15 protein-coding genes are annotated in these 15,608 nt (G+C 73.2%); 9 read left to right on the top strand and 6 right to left on the bottom strand.

Annotated features, from left to right (window positions below):
• Positions 1–31: 31 nt before the first annotated feature.
• The 3 genes from ASG76_RS04800 to lpdA form a co-directional block, all read right to left on the bottom strand.
• Positions 32–3,541 (bottom strand): ATP-binding cassette domain-containing protein, encoded by a 3,510-nt coding sequence (locus tag ASG76_RS04800; RefSeq protein WP_056600718.1) that lies wholly within the window; start codon positions 3,539–3,541, stop codon positions 32–34.
• A gap of 158 nt (positions 3,542–3,699) precedes the next feature.
• Entirely contained in the window at positions 3,700–5,589 is a 1,890-nt protein-coding gene (sucB, locus tag ASG76_RS04795) for a 2-oxoglutarate dehydrogenase, E2 component, dihydrolipoamide succinyltransferase (RefSeq protein ID WP_056600716.1), read from the bottom strand.
• 59 nt (positions 5,590–5,648) lie between these two features.
• Positions 5,649–7,037: a dihydrolipoyl dehydrogenase gene (gene lpdA / locus ASG76_RS04790; RefSeq protein ID WP_082587252.1), complete on the bottom strand. Its 1,389-nt coding sequence runs from the start codon at positions 7,035–7,037 to the stop codon at positions 5,649–5,651.
• Positions 7,038–7,195: 158 nt separating this feature from the next.
• Between lpdA and ASG76_RS04785 the strand changes: the two genes are divergently transcribed.
• Positions 7,196–7,555, top strand: coding sequence for a hypothetical protein (locus tag ASG76_RS04785; protein ID WP_056601021.1), 360 nt, complete (start codon positions 7,196–7,198; stop codon positions 7,553–7,555).
• Between the two features lie 17 nt (positions 7,556–7,572).
• On the opposite strand, the gene ASG76_RS04780 is transcribed toward ASG76_RS04785, so the two are convergent.
• Positions 7,573–9,078 (bottom strand): leucyl aminopeptidase, encoded by a 1,506-nt coding sequence (locus ASG76_RS04780; RefSeq protein WP_056600714.1) that lies wholly within the window; start codon positions 9,076–9,078, stop codon positions 7,573–7,575.
• Between the two features lie 54 nt (positions 9,079–9,132).
• Between ASG76_RS04780 and gcvT the strand changes: the two genes are divergently transcribed.
• The 5 genes from gcvT to ASG76_RS04755 are packed head-to-tail and all read left to right on the top strand — an operon-like array spanning position 9,133 to position 13,057.
• Positions 9,133–10,242, top strand: coding sequence for a glycine cleavage system aminomethyltransferase GcvT (gene gcvT, locus ASG76_RS04775; RefSeq protein ID WP_056600711.1), 1,110 nt, complete (start codon positions 9,133–9,135; stop codon positions 10,240–10,242).
• The gene (locus tag ASG76_RS04770; protein WP_056600709.1) at positions 10,242–10,493 is read left to right on the top strand and encodes a hypothetical protein; all 252 of its coding nucleotides are present in this window, start codon (positions 10,242–10,244) and stop codon (positions 10,491–10,493) included. Before gcvT ends, ASG76_RS04770 begins: the two co-directional genes overlap by 1 nt.
• 37 nt (positions 10,494–10,530) lie before the next feature.
• Positions 10,531–11,400, top strand: a complete 870-nt coding sequence (locus tag ASG76_RS04765; protein ID WP_056600706.1) for a hypothetical protein — start codon at positions 10,531–10,533, stop codon at positions 11,398–11,400.
• 59 nt (positions 11,401–11,459) lie between these two features.
• Entirely contained in the window at positions 11,460–12,242 is a 783-nt protein-coding gene (locus ASG76_RS04760) for a class I SAM-dependent methyltransferase (protein WP_082587251.1), read from the top strand.
• 20 nt (positions 12,243–12,262) lie between these two features.
• Positions 12,263–13,057, top strand: coding sequence for a thymidylate synthase (locus ASG76_RS04755; RefSeq protein WP_056600701.1), 795 nt, complete (start codon positions 12,263–12,265; stop codon positions 13,055–13,057).
• Between the two features lie 8 nt (positions 13,058–13,065).
• On the opposite strand, the gene ASG76_RS19720 is transcribed toward ASG76_RS04755, so the two are convergent.
• Positions 13,066–13,200 (bottom strand): hypothetical protein, encoded by a 135-nt coding sequence (locus ASG76_RS19720; RefSeq protein WP_268788339.1) that lies wholly within the window; start codon positions 13,198–13,200, stop codon positions 13,066–13,068.
• Between the two features lie 94 nt (positions 13,201–13,294).
• Here ASG76_RS19720 and ASG76_RS04750 point away from each other — a divergent pair, with 94 nt between their 5' ends.
• The 3 genes from ASG76_RS04750 to ASG76_RS04740 all read left to right on the top strand — a co-directional run bounded on the left by ASG76_RS04750 (position 13,295) and on the right by ASG76_RS04740 (position 14,789).
• A complete protein-coding gene (locus tag ASG76_RS04750; protein WP_056600698.1) occupies positions 13,295–13,789 on the top strand; it encodes a dihydrofolate reductase in 495 nt (164 codons plus the stop codon).
• Complete coding sequence (locus ASG76_RS04745) at positions 13,786–14,136, top strand: GntR family transcriptional regulator (protein ID WP_056600695.1); 351 nt, start codon at positions 13,786–13,788, stop codon at positions 14,134–14,136. Before ASG76_RS04750 ends, ASG76_RS04745 begins: the two co-directional genes overlap by 4 nt.
• Before the next feature lie 242 nt (positions 14,137–14,378).
• Positions 14,379–14,789, top strand: coding sequence for an NUDIX hydrolase (locus ASG76_RS04740; protein ID WP_056601020.1), 411 nt, complete (start codon positions 14,379–14,381; stop codon positions 14,787–14,789).
• A 7-nt stretch (positions 14,790–14,796) separates the two neighbouring features.
• On the opposite strand, the gene ASG76_RS04735 is transcribed toward ASG76_RS04740, so the two are convergent.
• Positions 14,797–15,585, bottom strand: a complete 789-nt coding sequence (locus ASG76_RS04735) for a hypothetical protein (protein WP_056600693.1) — start codon at positions 15,583–15,585, stop codon at positions 14,797–14,799.
• Between the last annotated feature and the right edge of the window lie 23 nt (positions 15,586–15,608).

Raw genomic sequence — 15,608 nt, 5'->3', positions numbered from 1 at the left:
GCCACCACCCAACCACGCGGCCACAACTGCCTCAGCCGGCCAGGTGTGCCCAGCGCTCCGAGAGCTCGCGCCACGGCCCGTGGTCGACGACCCGTCCGGCGTCGAGGACCACGACACGGTCGGCCTGGGCCAACGCCGCCGACTTGCTGGTCGCACCGATCACCGCGGCCCCACGCGAGCGCAGCGCCTGCCACAGCTCGATCTCGGTCGCGGCATCGAGGGCCGACGAGACGTCGTCGGCGAGCAGCACGTCGGCCTCGGTGGCCAGCGCCCGCGCCAGCGCGAGGCGCTGCACCTGCCCGCCGGAGAGGCGTACGCCGCGGTGGCCGACCAGGGAGTCCGGGCCGCCCGCCTCGGCCACGTCGCGACCCATGCGGGCCGCATCGAGCGCCGGGAGGACCGCGCGGTCGGCGTGGTCGAGCGCGACGTTGCCGGTGAAGGTGCCCGAGAGCACGCGAGGCACCTGGGCGACGTGGGCGACGCGGCCAGGCCGCAGGGCGGTCTGCGGGTCGGCGACCACCTCGTCGTTCCACCGGATCTCCCCGGTGCTGGTGACGAGCCCCGCGAGCGCGCTCAGCAGGCTGGACTTGCCCGAACCGACCTGGCCGAGCAGCAGCACGAGCTCGCCGGCGCGGACGTCGAGGTCGACTCCCTGGACGCCGAGGGTGCCGTCGTCGTGGACGGCGTCGAGGTCGCGCACGGAGAGCGTGTGCAGCGGCTCGCGGTGGGAGGGCTGGGGGTCGGGGCCGGTGCCGTGCACGAGGTCGACGCCGGGCGGGAGGTCCATCAGGTCGCCGCCGCCGGCGAGCTCGCTGGTGGCGTTCATCCAGGCGCGCACCCCGGGGGCCTCGGTGACCACGGAGCCGGCGACCCGGCCGAACCAGTCGAAGCCGCTGACCGCGTTGGCGAGCAGCAGGGCCGTCGCCAGGCCCCAGTGGTCGGTGAGCAGCCCGGCCCAGGCCGCGACGACGCCGAGCTGCACCATCACGACCGGCACGCCGTCGAGCAGGGCCTGCACCCGGTGCTCGCGCACGGCGGCGTCCACGCGCCCACCGTCGACGAGACGCAGGTGCTGGTGCACCTGCGGGGTGGCCGCGGCCAGCTTGACGGTGCGGATCGACTCCAGGGCCGAGACCAGCGACTGGCCGAAGCCGGCGCGGGCCGAGGAGGCCGCGGCGGCCGAGCGGCCGGCGACGCGACGTCCGAGCGTGGAGGCGAGGGCCGAGACCACCATGACCGTCAGCAGCACCGCGCCAGCCACCCAGGTCTGGGCGATGAAGCCGGTGAGGACCGCGACGAGCAGGCCGTTGACGAAGTCGACCCAGCGGTCGGTGTAGCGCGCGAGCCGGTCGGCGTCCATCGTGCGGGCGACCACCTCTCCCGGCGGCGTGCGCAGGAGGCGGCGCTGCGAGGTCTGGCCGTGGAGCACCGAGGCCCGCACGCGCAGGCGCACCTCGACCCACCAGTGGGGGTAGGTGCGCAGCGCCTGCGAGAGCAGCAGCGGGCCGGCGACCAGCGAGACCACCAGCGCCGCGACCAGCCAGTCGGGCCGCTCGCCCTGCTGCAGGTCGGTGACGATGCGGCCCCAGACCCAGCCGGTGACGGCACCGAAGGCGCCGGTGAGCGAGCACAGCAGGAAGAGCACGGCGCCCAGCAGTCCCCACTGGGGCTGGATGCGCACGGTGTGCAGGACGGCCCGGGCCAGGCTCGGGGTGGGGGCGAGCTCGGGAGGCGGCGGGGGAGAGGTGCTGCGCCGCACGGAGCCGATCGCGGCGTCGGCGTGGTGGTGCTCCTCGACGACCGCCTCGTGGGCGGCCGCCTCGAGGAGGTCGCGGAACGGGCCGTCGACGCTCGCCAGCCGCGCCCGGGGGCCCTGCTGGACGACGTGGCCGGACTCGAGCACCGCGACCTGCTCGGCGCGCTCGGTGGTGGAGAGCCGGTGGGCGACCAGGATGCCGGTGCGGCCTGAGATGAGCCGGTCGGCGGCGCGCACCACGCGTGCCTCGGTGACCGGGTCCATGCGGGCGGTGGCCTCGTCGAGCACGACCACGCTCACGTCGCGCACGAGCAGGCGGGCGAAGGCGACGAGCTGCTCCTCGCCGGCCGACAGGCTGGTGCCGCCCGGTCCCAGGACGGTGTCGAGGCCCTCGGGCAGACCGGCGACCCAGTCGGTGAGGCCGAGCTCGGCCACCGCCGCCTCGATGTCGGCGCGGGGGACGTCGTCGAAGAGCGTGATGTTGTCGGCGAGCGTGCCCGCGAGGACCTCGGTGCGCTGGGTGACGACGCCGACGGCGGAGCGCAGCTGCTGCAGGTCGAGGTCGCGGACGTCGACGCCGCCGAGGAACACCGTGCCGCGGGGCGGCTCGACCGCGCGGGAGAGCAGGGAGGCCAGCGTCGACTTGCCCGAGCCGGTGCGTCCCACCAGGGCGCAGGTGTGGCCCGCGGTGAGGAGCAGGTCGACGTCGCGCAGCGCGAACGTGCCGGTGCCGTAGCTGAAGTCGAGGTGGCGGAACTCGACGTCGAGCGGCCCGTCGGGGACGGGCAGGCCGCCGGTCGGCTCGGCGGGGGAGGCGAGCATGCCGCGGAGCCGCAGCACGGCGCCGAAGCCCTCCTGCAGGTCGGGGAGGTGGCGCGCGAGCATGTCCACGCCGCCGACGAACATCGTCGTGACGAGGAACAGCGTCACCAGGCGCGCGGTCGACAGGTTGCCCGCGACGACGAGCGCGATGCCGACCACGCCGACGGCGGCGAGGGCGCCGTGGAGCAGCCCGCCGCTGCGCCGGGTGATGCGCACCTCGACCGCCAGCACGGCGTCGAGCGTGCGGTGCACGACCGAGGCGAGGTGGGCGTTGCGGCGCAGCACGTGGGCCTGGCCGAGCGACGTGCGCAGGTCGTCACGGGCGGCGACGCCCTCCTCGGTGGACGCGGCGTGGTCGGTCCAGGCGGCCTCCTCGATCACCTTCTTCTCCGCGACCTGGGGCAGCAGCCGGCGCACCGCGAGGAAGGTCACGAGGGCGGTCAACGGGAACAGGAACACCGCGGGCCACCAGGTGAGCGACGCGACCACCCACAGCGGTCCCGACGCCAGCAGGGTGCGCGCGGCCTGCCACACGCCCCAGCGCATCAGCTGGCCGACCTCCCAGGTGTCGTCGTCGATGCGGTCGAGCACCTCGCCGACGGCCTGCTCGGAGAGCTCCGACAGCGGCTGCGCCATCGCGGCGTCGAGCAGGTCGGAGCGCAGCTGGCCCTCCGCGCGGTCGCAGATCGTGGCCCAGATGGTCTTCGCCACCGTGTCGACGACCGCGCCCCCGACCACGCACAGCGCCAGCAGCAGCAGGAGCCGCTCGGTCGGGTCGTCGGCCAGACGCCCGGCCACCATCGAGCCCAAGGAGGCGGCGATCGCGCCCACCAGCGACATCGAGAAGCAGAGGTAGGTGAGCGGGCGTCGCACACGCCGCCAGTCGACGGGCTGGCGGTGCTCGGGGAGCTCCGAGGTGGTGAGGGTGGCCGGCGCGGAGCGGGAGGTGTCGGTGAGGGTCACGGTGCCTTCAGGCTAGGTGGTGGGACTGACAACGCGCCTGCGGTTTTCCGGCGTACGCCGCCCTCCACACCCGTCCCGGGGGAGGGGGCCCTGAGCTGTGGAGATGGGTCCCGGACCAGGACACGGCAATGGCCGCTCGAGTCGTCCCGAGGCGGCGCTCAGACCTCGAACTGACCGGCCTCGAGGCGCTTCTTGACCTCCTGGAGGAAGCGGCCGGCGTCGGCGCCGTCGACCAGGCGGTGGTCGTAGGTCAGCGACAGGTGCACCATGTGGCGCACCGCGATCGTCTCGCCCAGGTTGGGGTCGTCGATCACGACCGGACGCTTCACCACGGCACCGGGGCCGAGGATCGCGACCTGCGGCTTGTTGATGATCGGGGTGTCGAACAGGGCCCCGAAGCTGCCCAGGTTGGTGATCGTGAACGTGCCGCCGGACAGCTCGTCCGGGGTGATCTTGTTGGTGCGGGTGCGCTCGGCGACGTCGGCGATCTTCTTGGCGAGGCCGGCGATGGAGAGGTCACCCGCCTCCTTGACCACCGGGGTCAGCAGGCCCTTCTCGGTGTCCACGGCGAACGCGATGTTCTCGCGGTCGTAGTAGGTCACCTCGCCCTTCTCGGCGTCGATCGCGGCGTTGAGCTTGGGGTGCAGCTTGAGCGCGTCGATCGCAGCCTTGGCGAAGAACGGCAGGTAGGTCAGCTTCACGCCCTCGCGGGCCAGGAAGTCGGCCTTGGACGCCTCGCGAAGGCGGGCGATCGAGGTGACGTCGACCTCCATCACCTGCGTGAGCTGGGCGGCCTCCTGCAGCGACTCGACCATGCGCGAGGCGATGACCTTGCGCAGTCGCGACAGCGGCTCGGTGGTGCCACGCAGCGGCGAGGGGCTCGCGGCGGCGGGAGCCGACGCGGCCGGTGCGGCTGCGGCGGGCGCCGCGGCAGGAGCGGCCGGGGCCGTCTGCTGCGACTGCTGCTGGGCAGCGGCGGCCGCGTCGAGGACGTCCTGCTTGCGGATGCGACCACCGACGCCGGTGCCCTGCAGCGAGCCGAGGTCCACACCGTGCTGGTCGGCCATCTTGCGCACCAGCGGGGTGACGTACGCCGTCTGGTCACGGCCACCCTCCGACGCGCCCTCCGACGCGGTGTCGGCAGCGGGCGCCTGGGGCGAGGGGGCCGGGGCCTCCTGCTTCGGGGCCTCCTGCTGGGGAGCCTCCTGCTGGGGAGCCTCCTGCTTCGGCTCCTCCTCGGCCTCGGGCTCCGGGGCCGGCTCGGGCTCGGGCTCGGGAGCCTTCTCCTCGGCCTTCTCCTGGGTGGGCGCCTCCTGCTGCTGCGCGGGCGCGGCATCGGCAGAGCCGATGATCGCGAGCTCGGCGCCGACCTCGACGGTCTCGTCCTCCTCGGCCTTGATCTCCAGCAGCGTGCCGGCGACGGGCGAGGGGATCTCGGTGTCGACCTTGTCGGTGGAGACCTCGAGCAGCGGCTCGTCGACCGCGACCTCGTCACCGACCTGCTTGAGCCAGCGGGTCACGGTGCCCTCGGTGACCGACTCGCCGAGCGCGGGCAGCGTCACCGGCGTACCGGAACCGCCACCGGACCCACCCGAGCCACCGGAGCCACCCGAGGACGCGGCCTCGGCGGCCGGCTCGGACTCGGCCGGGGCGTCGTCCTTCTCGGACTCGGGGGTCTCGTCGCCGGGCGGCAGCTCGCCGGTCTCCTCGGCGGCCTGCTCCTCCTGCTCGGCCTTCTTCTCCGACTCCTGCTCGTCGGCGGGCTGGGCCTCGGGCTCGGCGGAGCCGGACGCGTCGCCGGCGGACTCGCCCTCGTCGCCGACCACGGCGAGGACCGCGCCGACCTCGACGGTGTCGTCCTCGTTGGCCTTGATCTCGAGCAGGGTGCCCGCGACCGGGGAGGGGATCTCGGTGTCGACCTTGTCGGTGGAGACCTCCAGCAGCGGCTCGTCGACGGCAACCGTGTCACCGACCTGCTTGAGCCAGCGGGTGACGGTGCCCTCGGTGACGGACTCGCCGAGTGCGGGGAGGGTGACTTCGGAGGCCATGTGGTTCCTTCGCTCGTCTGTGGGTGGGGGATCAGGAGTGGGGGATCAGAAGTGGGGGATCAGGAGTGGGCGTGCAGCGGCTTGCCGGCGAGGGCCAGGTGGGCCTCGCCGAGCGCCTCGTTCTGGGTGGGGTGGGCGTGCACGAGCGGTGCGACGTCGTCGGCGTGTGCTTCCCAGTTGTAGATGAGCTGGGCCTCGCCGATGAGCTCACCGACCCGATCGCCCACCATGTGGACGCCGAGGACGGGACCGTCGGTGAGACCGACGAGCTTGACGAAGCCCTGGGTCTGCAGGATCTGGCTCTTGCCGTTGCCGCCGAGGTCGTAGGTCACGACGGTGACGGCGTCGCCGTGGAGCTCGCGTGCCTTCGCCTCGTCGAGACCGACGGAGGCGATCTCGGGGTGGGAGTACGTCACCCGCGGGATGCCGGCCTCGTCGATGGGGCGCGGGTCGAGGCCGGCGATGTCCTCGGCGACGAAGATGCCCTGCTGGAAGCCGCGGTGGGCCAGCTGCAGGCCGGGGACGATGTCGCCGACGGCGTAGACCCCCTCGACGTTGGTGCGGCAGCGCTCGTCGGTGAGCACGAAGCCGCGGTCCATCTCGACGCCCTGCTCGGCGTAGCCGAGCCCGTCGGTGGAGGGGCCCCGGCCGACCGCGACGAGGAGCACCTCGGCCTCGATGACGCTCTCCCCGTCCTTGGCGCCCTCGACGGTCACGGCCACGCCGGTGTCGGTGGTCTTGACGCTCTGGAACGGCGTGCCGGTGAGGAAGCTGATCTTGCGCTTGCGGAAGGCGCGCTCGAGCGCCTTGGAGGAGGCCTCGTCCTCGACCGCGACCAGGCGCGGGAGGGCCTCGATGATCGTGACGTCGGAGCCGAACGACTTCCACACGCTGGCGAACTCGCAGCCGATGACGCCTCCGCCGAGCACGATGGCCGAGGCGGGCACGCGGTCGAGGCGCAGCGCGTGCTCGGAGGTGAGGATCCTCTCGCCGTCGACCTCGAGGCCGGGCAGGCTCTTGCTGTAGGAGCCGGAGGCCAGCACCACGTGCTTGCCGGTGTACGCCGTGCCGTCGACGGTCACCTCGCGCGGACCGGTCAGCACGCCAGCACCCTCGATCACGGTGATGCCGCGCGACTTGATCAGGCCCGTCAGACCCTTGAAGAGCCGCTCGACGACCTTGTCCTTGTAGGCATTGACGCCGCCCATGTCGATGCCGTCGAGGGTGGCCGAGACGCCGAACTGCGAGGCCTCGCGCGCGGTGTCGGCGACCTCCGCCGCGTGCAGGAGGGCCTTGGTCGGGATGCATCCCACGTGCAGGCAGGTGCCCCCGAGGTTGCCCTTCTCGACCAGCCCGACCGTCAGGCCCAGCTGGGCCGCTCGCAGGGCACAGGCGTAGCCGCCGGACCCTGCCCCGAGGACGAGGACGTCGAACTCAGCGTCCGTCACAGATTTCCCTCCACACGTGAGACTTCTCTCCAGCCACGTTCCGGCTCGCCCGCCGCGATCGCGGGCCCGCCCATCCTTGCACTCTTCGTGCGCCTGTCCACACCGGGTCACGGCCGCGTCGCGCGCTTCGTGGGGACCGCCCCGGCACAATGACCGTCATGGGTCTGTTCGATCGCTTCCGGCGCACCGGACGCACGAGTCGTCCGGCGCACGACGCCGCGCGCACCGGTTCCACCCGCGTCCGCGCGGCTGACGGCGAGGACGTGCGCCACCTCGAGCAGTTCATCGCCACCCGTCAGGGGGTCGAGGGCTTCGTCGAGCCGCGCACGGCGGTGAGCGACGTGACCCTCCTGCTCGTCGCGCACGACGGCGAGTGGACGCGTCGGCGCGTGCCGAGCGTCAAGTGGGCCCACGACTTCGCCAACCGCCACCGCGTGCCGTCGTACGACGCCGCGGTGGTCGGCGTGCCGCAGCGGATGCGCGACTACAACCGCCGCCGCAAGGCCGGGGGGATCTGAGGGACCGAGCGGTCGGCTCAGGCCTCCGACAGCGCCCGGGCCAGCTCGACGAGTGTGGTCACGCCGAACCCGGTCGCCCCGCTCGGCACGTGGCCGTAGGGGCCGCCGGTGTTCATCTCCTTGCCGGCGATGTCGAGGTGCGCCCAGGGCAGGCCGCCGGTGAACTCGCGCAGGAAGGCCGAGGCGTAGAGGCCGCCTCCCCAGCGCACCCAGTCGTGCTGCAGCAGGTCGGCGACCTTGGAGCTGGTGATCCGCTCCGACATCTCCTCGGGGATCGGCATCGGCCAGTGCTGCTCGCCGGCGGCGACGCCCGCGGCCAGGACCGCCTGCACCTGCTCGTCGGTGCCCATCACGGCACCGACCTTGTCGCCGAGGGCGAGCTGCATGTGGCCGGTCAGCGTCGCGATGTCGACCACCACGTCCGGCTCGTCGCCGACCGCCATCGAGAGCGCGTCGCCGAGCAGCATCCGGCCCTCGGCGTCGGTGTTCGCGATCTCGACGGTCGTGCCGCTGTGCATGGTGATCACGTCGCCGGGGCGGGTGGCGGTGCCGGAGACCATGTTCTCCGCCATCGGTGCGTAGGCGGTGACCTTGATCGGCAGCCCGAGGCGCGCGATGGCCAGGGTCGCCGCGACGACGCTGGCCGCACCGGCCATGTCGCCCTTCATGGTGACCATGCTCGAGGACGGCTTGATGGTGAGGCCGCCGGAGTCGAAGGTGACGCCCTTGCCGACCAGCGCGAGGTGGGTGGTCGCCCCCTTGGGTGCCCACGTGAGCCGCACCAGCCGCGACGGTGCCGCGGAGGAGTTCCCGACGCTCAGGATGCCGCCGCAGCCCATCTCCTCGAGCTGCTCGTGGTCGAAGACCTCGAGCGTGACCTTGGGTGCGCCACGGCCCTTGGTGACCTCCTTGTGCGCAGCGGTCACGAGCTCGGCGAGCAGCGGGGGCGTGCAGTCCATCGGAGGGGTGTTGACCCAGTCGCGGGTCAGGGCCACGGCGTCGGCGAGGACCTCGGCGCGCTCGAGCGCCGCGGTCGCCTCGGCGCGCCGGGCGATGGGGGTCAGCACCACGACGTCGGTGGGCTCGGTCGTCTCGGCCTTCGCCGACTTGTAGGCGGTGAAGGTGTAGCCGCCGAGCCGGTGGCCCTCCACGACCGCCTCGACGAGCTCCGGGGTGTCGCTCGGCAGGGCGAGGGCGACGGAGGCCGCGTTGGGGACGCTGCGCGCGGCGACGCCCGCGGCACGGCGTACGGCGACGGGGTCGCCCGCGTCCTCGCCGAGCCCGACGAAGACCAGGAGGGGCGCGTTGACCTCGTCGCGCGTGGGTGCCTTGACCGCCTCGCCGGCCTTGCCGGTCACGCCCATGGTGGACAGGAACGGCCGCAGCCGCCGGCCGTAGGCCTGGGCGACCTCGTCGGCCGCGTCGCACAGGCGCGGCCCGTCACCGGTGGCGACGACACCGACGACGACGGCGTCGGCGCGGGTCTTGGCAGGACTGGAGCTGCGCAGGGAGTACGAGGTCACGCGGGCATGTTAGGGGAGGTCCGGCTGTCCGGACGCTGCGGTAGGTTTCGAGCCATGGCCGCAACGCTCAAGCAGTCGCCCCTCCACGACCGTCACGAGGCGCTCGGCGCCAAGTTCGCCGAGTTCGGCGGCTGGTCCATGCCGCTGGAGTACCCCACCGGGGTCGTCAAGGAGCACACGGCCGTGCGGGAGTCGGTCGGGATCTTCGACGTGAGCCACCTGGGCAAGGCGATGGTGTCCGGCCCGGGCGCCGCCGACTTCGTCAACGCGACGCTGTCCAACGACCTGGCCAAGATCCACCCCGGCAAGGCGCAGTACACCCTCTGCCTCGACGAGTCCGGCGGCATCGTGGACGACCTCATCGCCTACTGGCACGACGACGAGCACGTGCTGCTGATCCCCAACGCCGCCAACACCGCCGAGGTCGTGCGCCGCCTGCAGGCGCAGGCGCCCGAGGGCGTGAAGGTCGTCGACCACCACGACGACTACGCGGTGCTCGCCGTGCAGGGCACCCGTTCCGACGAGGTGCTGGCCAAGGTCGGCCTGCCGACCGGCCACGACTACATGTCCTTCGTCGAGGCCGAGCTGGGCGACACCGGCGTCGGCGTCGTCGTGTGCCGCACCGGCTACACCGGCGAGCGCGGCTACGAGCTCGTCGTGGTCAACGACGCGGCCGGTCGGCTGTGGGACGAGCTGATGGCGGCCGGCGAGGAGTGGGGGATCGCGGCCTGCGGGCTCGGCGCCCGCGACACGCTGCGCACCGAGATGGGCTACCCGCTCCACGGCCAGGACATCAGCCTCGACACCAACCCCGTGGAGGCCGGGCTGTCGTGGGCCGTGGGCTGGAAGAAGGACGCCTTCTGGGGCCGCGACGCGGTGCTGAAGGTCAAGGAGGAGGGGCCGAAGCGCCGCCTGCGCGGGCTCGTCGCGGTCGGTCGCGGCATCCCGCGCCCCGGCATGGGCGTCACCCTCACCCAGGACGTGCCGCTGGCCGACATCACCTCCGGCACCTTCTCCCCGACGCTCAAGAAGGGCATCGGCCTCGCGCTGATCCCGACGATGGTCGCCGAGGACGCCGAGGTCGGCGTCGACGTCCGCGGACGGCGCGAGATCTTCCAGCTTGTCAAGCCGCCCTTCGTCGACCCCTCGGTCAAGGAGTCCTGATGCTGCCCGGGCAGCCCCCCACGTTCCGCCAGCCGTCGGCCTCCGACCGGCCTTGGTGGTGGCGCCTCGAGGACGCCGCGGGGGAGGCGGTCGAGGTGGAGGGCCACTCCGACCAGCGCTTCGGCACGCAGGGCGACGCCGAGTCGTGGGTCGGTGAGATCTGGGCCGACCTCGCCGAGCACGGCGTGGCCGCGGTGACGCTTTTTGAGCACGACCGCCAGGTCTACGGCCCCATGTCGCTCAGCGCCTGAGCCCATCCGTGCCCGGCGCCCGCACCGAAGACACGCCGTGAGCGCCGATCCCGACTTCACCCGCTACGTCGACGCGCGCTGGCCCGACCTGGTCGGTGGCCTCGAGGACGACGGCGTCGCGCCCGACGACGCGCGGCTCGCGGTCGCCGAGACGCTCGTGGCGAGCCGGCGGCAGTGGTCGCGCCGGGTGCGCGACGAGCAGGTCGACGTCAGTCTCTGGGCCGAGGCACGCGAGCGGGCCGGACTGCCCGTGCGTCCGGGCGAGCCGGCACCCCACGGCGTACGTCCCCTCGACCCGCGCGACACCGCGGACGCCTGGCTGGCTCGCGCCGAGGCGCTGCGGACCACGCGTCGGTGGCGTGGTGCCCGGCGCGGTCTCGCCGGCCTCGTCGCGGCGGGCGTGCTGGCGGCGGGCTGGGCGTGGTGGGCGGCGCGGCCCGAGCCGCCCGCGGTGCGCGAGGAGGCCAACGAGCTGCCCGTGCCCTGGTATGCCCAGGGCGAGCTCCACCTCGCCGACGTCGTCGTCGACCTGCCAGGGATCGACGTGTTCGTCGCCGACGGGGACCACGTGGTGGCGCGGCTGAGGTCGGGCGAGGTGGTCCGCGTGGCCGCCGACGGTGACGTCGACGAGGTCGACGACGCGCCCGCCTCCCTCGACGAGCTGTCCCTCGCGCCACCCATGGCAGGCCTGGCGGACACGCTGGGCCCCTACGACGTGCTGGTGCAGAGCGTGCCGCTCGCCGACGGGGGATGGGCGCACCTGATCGACTCCTCGCGCCGCGACGGTGCGCTGGATGCCGTACGCCAGTCCGAGTCCGGGCGGCGGGCCCTCGTGGTGTGCCGCACCGAGACCACCTGCGACGCGCCGCTGACCGTGCTGGCGGAAGGCACCGTGCGGCTGCGGTGAGGCCGCCCCCACGTCGCCAACCGACGAGTAGCTCCGGCGCGCGTGGGTAGCCTCCGCACGTGGCTGAGGCGTTGTGGACAGGTGTGGCTCGGGCGTACGCGCGGAGCTTCGCGGGGTTGTGCGAGGGCGGCATCCCGACCCTGACGGCGGGACTGCCGCCGGGCGGCCGGTTGCTCGACGTCGGCTGCGGCACCGGTGCGCTGGTGCAGGCGGCGCGGGACGCGGGCTGCGAGGCCGTCGCCGTCGAGCTCGACCTCGAGATGGCTGCGCTCGCGGGCGAGCGCCTCGGGACGGAGGTGACGGTGGCCAGCCTGCCCGACCTGCCGTTCGCCGACGACGGCTTCGACACCGTCGTCGCCAGCTTCGTCCTCAACCACGTCGAGGACCCTCGGGCCGGCGCCCGCGAGCTCGTCCGGCTCGCCGCGCCGGGCGGGTCGGTCCGGGCGACGATCTGGACGTCGGCTCCCACCGTGCAGGGGGCGCTGTTCCGCGAGGTGATGGAGGCCAGCGAGGCTGTCGAGCCGGTCTACCCCCGCCTCGACGAGTCTCTCGACTTCGAGCGCAGCCTCGACGGCCTCGGGCAGCTGTTCGCTGCAGCAGGGGCCTCGGTGACCGACTCCCGCATGGTCGACTGGGTGTGGCGGGTCTCACCGGAGGACTTCTGGGCCGGCGTCACCGGCGGGGTCGGTGGCGTGGGCGTCGCCTGGGCCGCGCAGACGCCTGACGTGCAGGACCGGATGCGGGTGGAGCTGGACCGCCTCGCCGAGCCGCTGATGGACCACGGCGAGATGGTCTTCCCAGCCACGGCGGCGTACGTCGAGGCGCGGGTGCCCAGGTCCTAGGTTCGTCGTAGAGTCGCCTCGTGCGCGCCTACCTCGACCTGCTCCAGCGGATCCTCGACGAGGGAGTGGAGAAGACCGACCGCACCGGCACCGGGACGCTCAGCGTCTTCGGCCACCAGATGCGCTTCGACCTGTCCGAGGGCTTCCCGCTCGTGACCACCAAGAAGGTGCACACGCGCTCGGTCTTCGGCGAGCTGCTGTGGTTCCTGCGCGGTGACACCAACGTGAAGTGGCTGCAGGACCGCGGGATCTCGATCTGGGACGAGTGGGCCGACGCCGACGGCGACCTCGGCCCGGTCTACGGCTACCAGTGGCGCTCGTGGCCCACCCCCGACGGTCGCCACGTCGACCAGATCAGCCGGCTGGTCGAGGGGATCCGCACCAACCCCGACTCGCGTCGCCACATCGTCTCGGCGTGGAACGTCGCCGACGTGGACGACATGGCGCTGCCGCCGTGCCACACGCTGTTCCAGTTCTACGTCGCCGATGGCCGGCTGAGCTGCCAGCTCTACCAGCGCTCGGCCGACACCTTCCTCGGCGTGCCCTTCAACATCGCGTCCTACGCGTTGCTGACCCACATGGTCGCCCAGGTGACCGGCCTCGAGGTCGGCCACTTCGTGCACACGCTCGGTGACGCGCACCTCTACCTCAACCACGTCGAGCAGGCGCGGCTGCAGCTCTCCCGCGAGCCGCGCGCGCTGCCGCGGCTCGTGCTCAACCCCGAGGTGAGCGAGATCGACGGCTTCGACCTCGAGGACATCGCGGTCGAGGGCTACGACCCCCACCCGGGCATCAAGGCGCCCATCGCCGTCTGAGCCGCCGCCTAACGGCGTTCGAGGGCCTGGTTGACCGCCTTGGCCACGTCGGCCACCAGCCGGGTGTGCCACTTCTCGTGCGCGGCGAGGTCGCCCACGCGCGCGTGGCAGTCGGGGCACGTCATGTCGTCGGTGGTGCTCATCGCAGCCTCCAGAGGTCGGTCCTGACGCCCACCGTGGCACCTGACCGGCACCGGCGGCAGGGCCGAAGGCCCGGTCATCAGTAGGGTCGGTCCCGTGACCCGTCCCGACCAGCGTGTCGTCCTCGTCGCCGCCCATGCCCGCAACCGGGTGATCGGCAACGGGCCTGACATCCCATGGACGCTCCCGGGGGAGCAGGCGCAGTTCAAGGAGCTGACCTGGGGCCACACGCTGCTCATGGGACGCACGACCTTCGAGTCGATCGGCCGCCCCCTGCCCGGGCGTACGACGATCGTGCTGACGCGTCACCTCGGCTGGTCCCACGAGGGCGTCCTGGTCGCGCACACGGTGGAGCAGGCGCTCGAGCTCGCCACCGAGCAGCCCGGTGACCTGATGGTGGCAGGGGGCGGCGAGGTCTACGCCGCCCTGCTGCCCCACGCGACGCACCAGGTGCTCACCGAGGTCGACCTCGAGCCCGAGGGCGACGTGCACTACCCGCAGTTCCCCGCGACCGAGTGGGTCGAGACCGCCCGTGAGCGCTTCGACGGCTACGAGCGGGTGTGGCTCGAGCGGATGGACCCCGCGGCGTGAACATCACCGTCGACGCCGCCTCCGGCGTGCCTCCCTTCGAGCAGGTGCGCGAGTCGATCCGCTCGCAGGTCGAGTCCGGCGTGCTCGACCCGGGCTTCCGGCTGCCGCCGGTGCGCTCGCTCGCTGCGGACCTCGACCTCGCCCCCAACACCGTCGCCCGCGCCTACAAGGAGCTGGAGGCGCTCGGCGTCGTGGAGACGCGGGGCAGGGCCGGCACCTTCGTCGCAGGCACCGGGGTGGAGTCGTCGCTGCGCGCTGCCGCGTCGAGCTACGTCGCGACCGCGCGCTCGCTGGGGCGCTCCGACGCCGAGGCGCTCGACGCCGTACGCCGCGCGCTCGGGCGCTGACGCGCGTCCGCGGAGTCGCGGCCGGGCGTGAGGCAGGACACGGAATGCTCGCGCCACCGGCCTCGTTGGACCGGACAGTTGGCTCCGCATCATGCCCCCGGGCCTCACCCCTTGCCGCTGCGAGCGGCCTTTCGCCGAGAGGCGGCTGACGGACCAGCGAGCAGCACCACGCAGCCACCCGCCGGGTAAGCCCCGGTCAGGGTGGCTGCGTGCTGTCCGGGCACCCGTGGCAGGCTCCGGGCATGGACCCGGTCGCCGGCAAGCACATCGTCGTCGCGGCGGTCGCCCTGGTGCGCGACGGCCACGTGCTCACCGTGCGCAAGCGCGGCACCGAGCGCTTCATGCTGGTCGGCGGCAAGCTCGAGCCGGGGGAGTCGGCGCGCGACGCCGCGCTGCGCGAGACCTTCGAGGAGGTCGGGCTGCGGATCGAGTCGGCCACGCTGCTGGGGGAGTTCCACTCCGAGGCTGCCAACGAGCCCGGGCACTCGCTGCACTCCACGGTCTTCTGGGTGGAGTCAGACGCCGAGCCCGTCGCCTCCGCCGAGATTGCTGAGGTCCGTTGGACCCCGCTGCGCGAGCACCCCGACGACCTCGCGCCGATGCTCGAGCACCACGTGCTCCCCGTGATCCGGGAACGGGTCGGCGCCGGCTGAGCGACGCTCAGCCGAAGACGGCGAGCTCGTCGCCCCAGCCGGCGATCATGTCGCTCGTGCGGGTGTGCCCGCGCTCCTCGTCGTACGCCGCACACGCTGCCCGCACGCGGGGGAAGGTCTCGCGCACCGCGCCGGGGTCTCCGTCGAGCGAGCGCTGCACGAGGTCGAGCAGCTCCTCGGCCGGCCACCCCGCGACCGGGTGCGTGCGCAGCTCCCAGGGGAGGTACTTGTTGTAGGGGCGCACCCGTCCGGCGAGGGCGAAGACCACGTCGAGCAGCCACGGCACGGACTCGCCCGCGTCGAGGCGGGCTTCGAGGTCGCGGCCGTCACGGTCGTTCTTGAGCGCGCGGTAGCCGAAGTTGACCCAGCCGTCGAGGCGGTCGTGGTCGAGGAGCACGGCGTCGGCCTCCTCGGGGTCGAGCGAGGCCTGGCGCTCCACGGCCCGGGCGAGCTCGCCACCGGTGCGGTCGAGCAGCACGGGTGCCCACGCGTAGGACCAGCGGTACCACCAGTGCTCGCTGCCGAAGGGCGGCAGCGTCGTCAGCTCGGACCAGGAGTCGACGATCTCGTCGACCTCGGGCGACTTCGCGGTGGTGCGGGAGGCGGCGGCCTCGTCGGTGAGGACGACGATGACGTCGAGGTCGGAGTGCTCAGTGGCGTACGCCCGTCCGGCCGACCCGCTCAGCACCATCCCGAGCAGCCCGTCCCCGTGGGCGGCATCGTTGCGCTCGGCCAGCGCGTGGATCGTCTGCCGCTGGGCGGGCGTGAGCCAGCCGGGGGCATCGAGGTGCGGCATCGGGGTCCTGACTCTGCTGGTCG

This window comes from Nocardioides sp. Soil774, from assembly GCF_001428125.1.
In the GTDB taxonomy this organism is placed as follows: domain Bacteria; phylum Actinomycetota; class Actinomycetes; order Propionibacteriales; family Nocardioidaceae; genus Nocardioides.
This window is presented reverse-complemented; position numbering and strand designations above follow the sequence as displayed.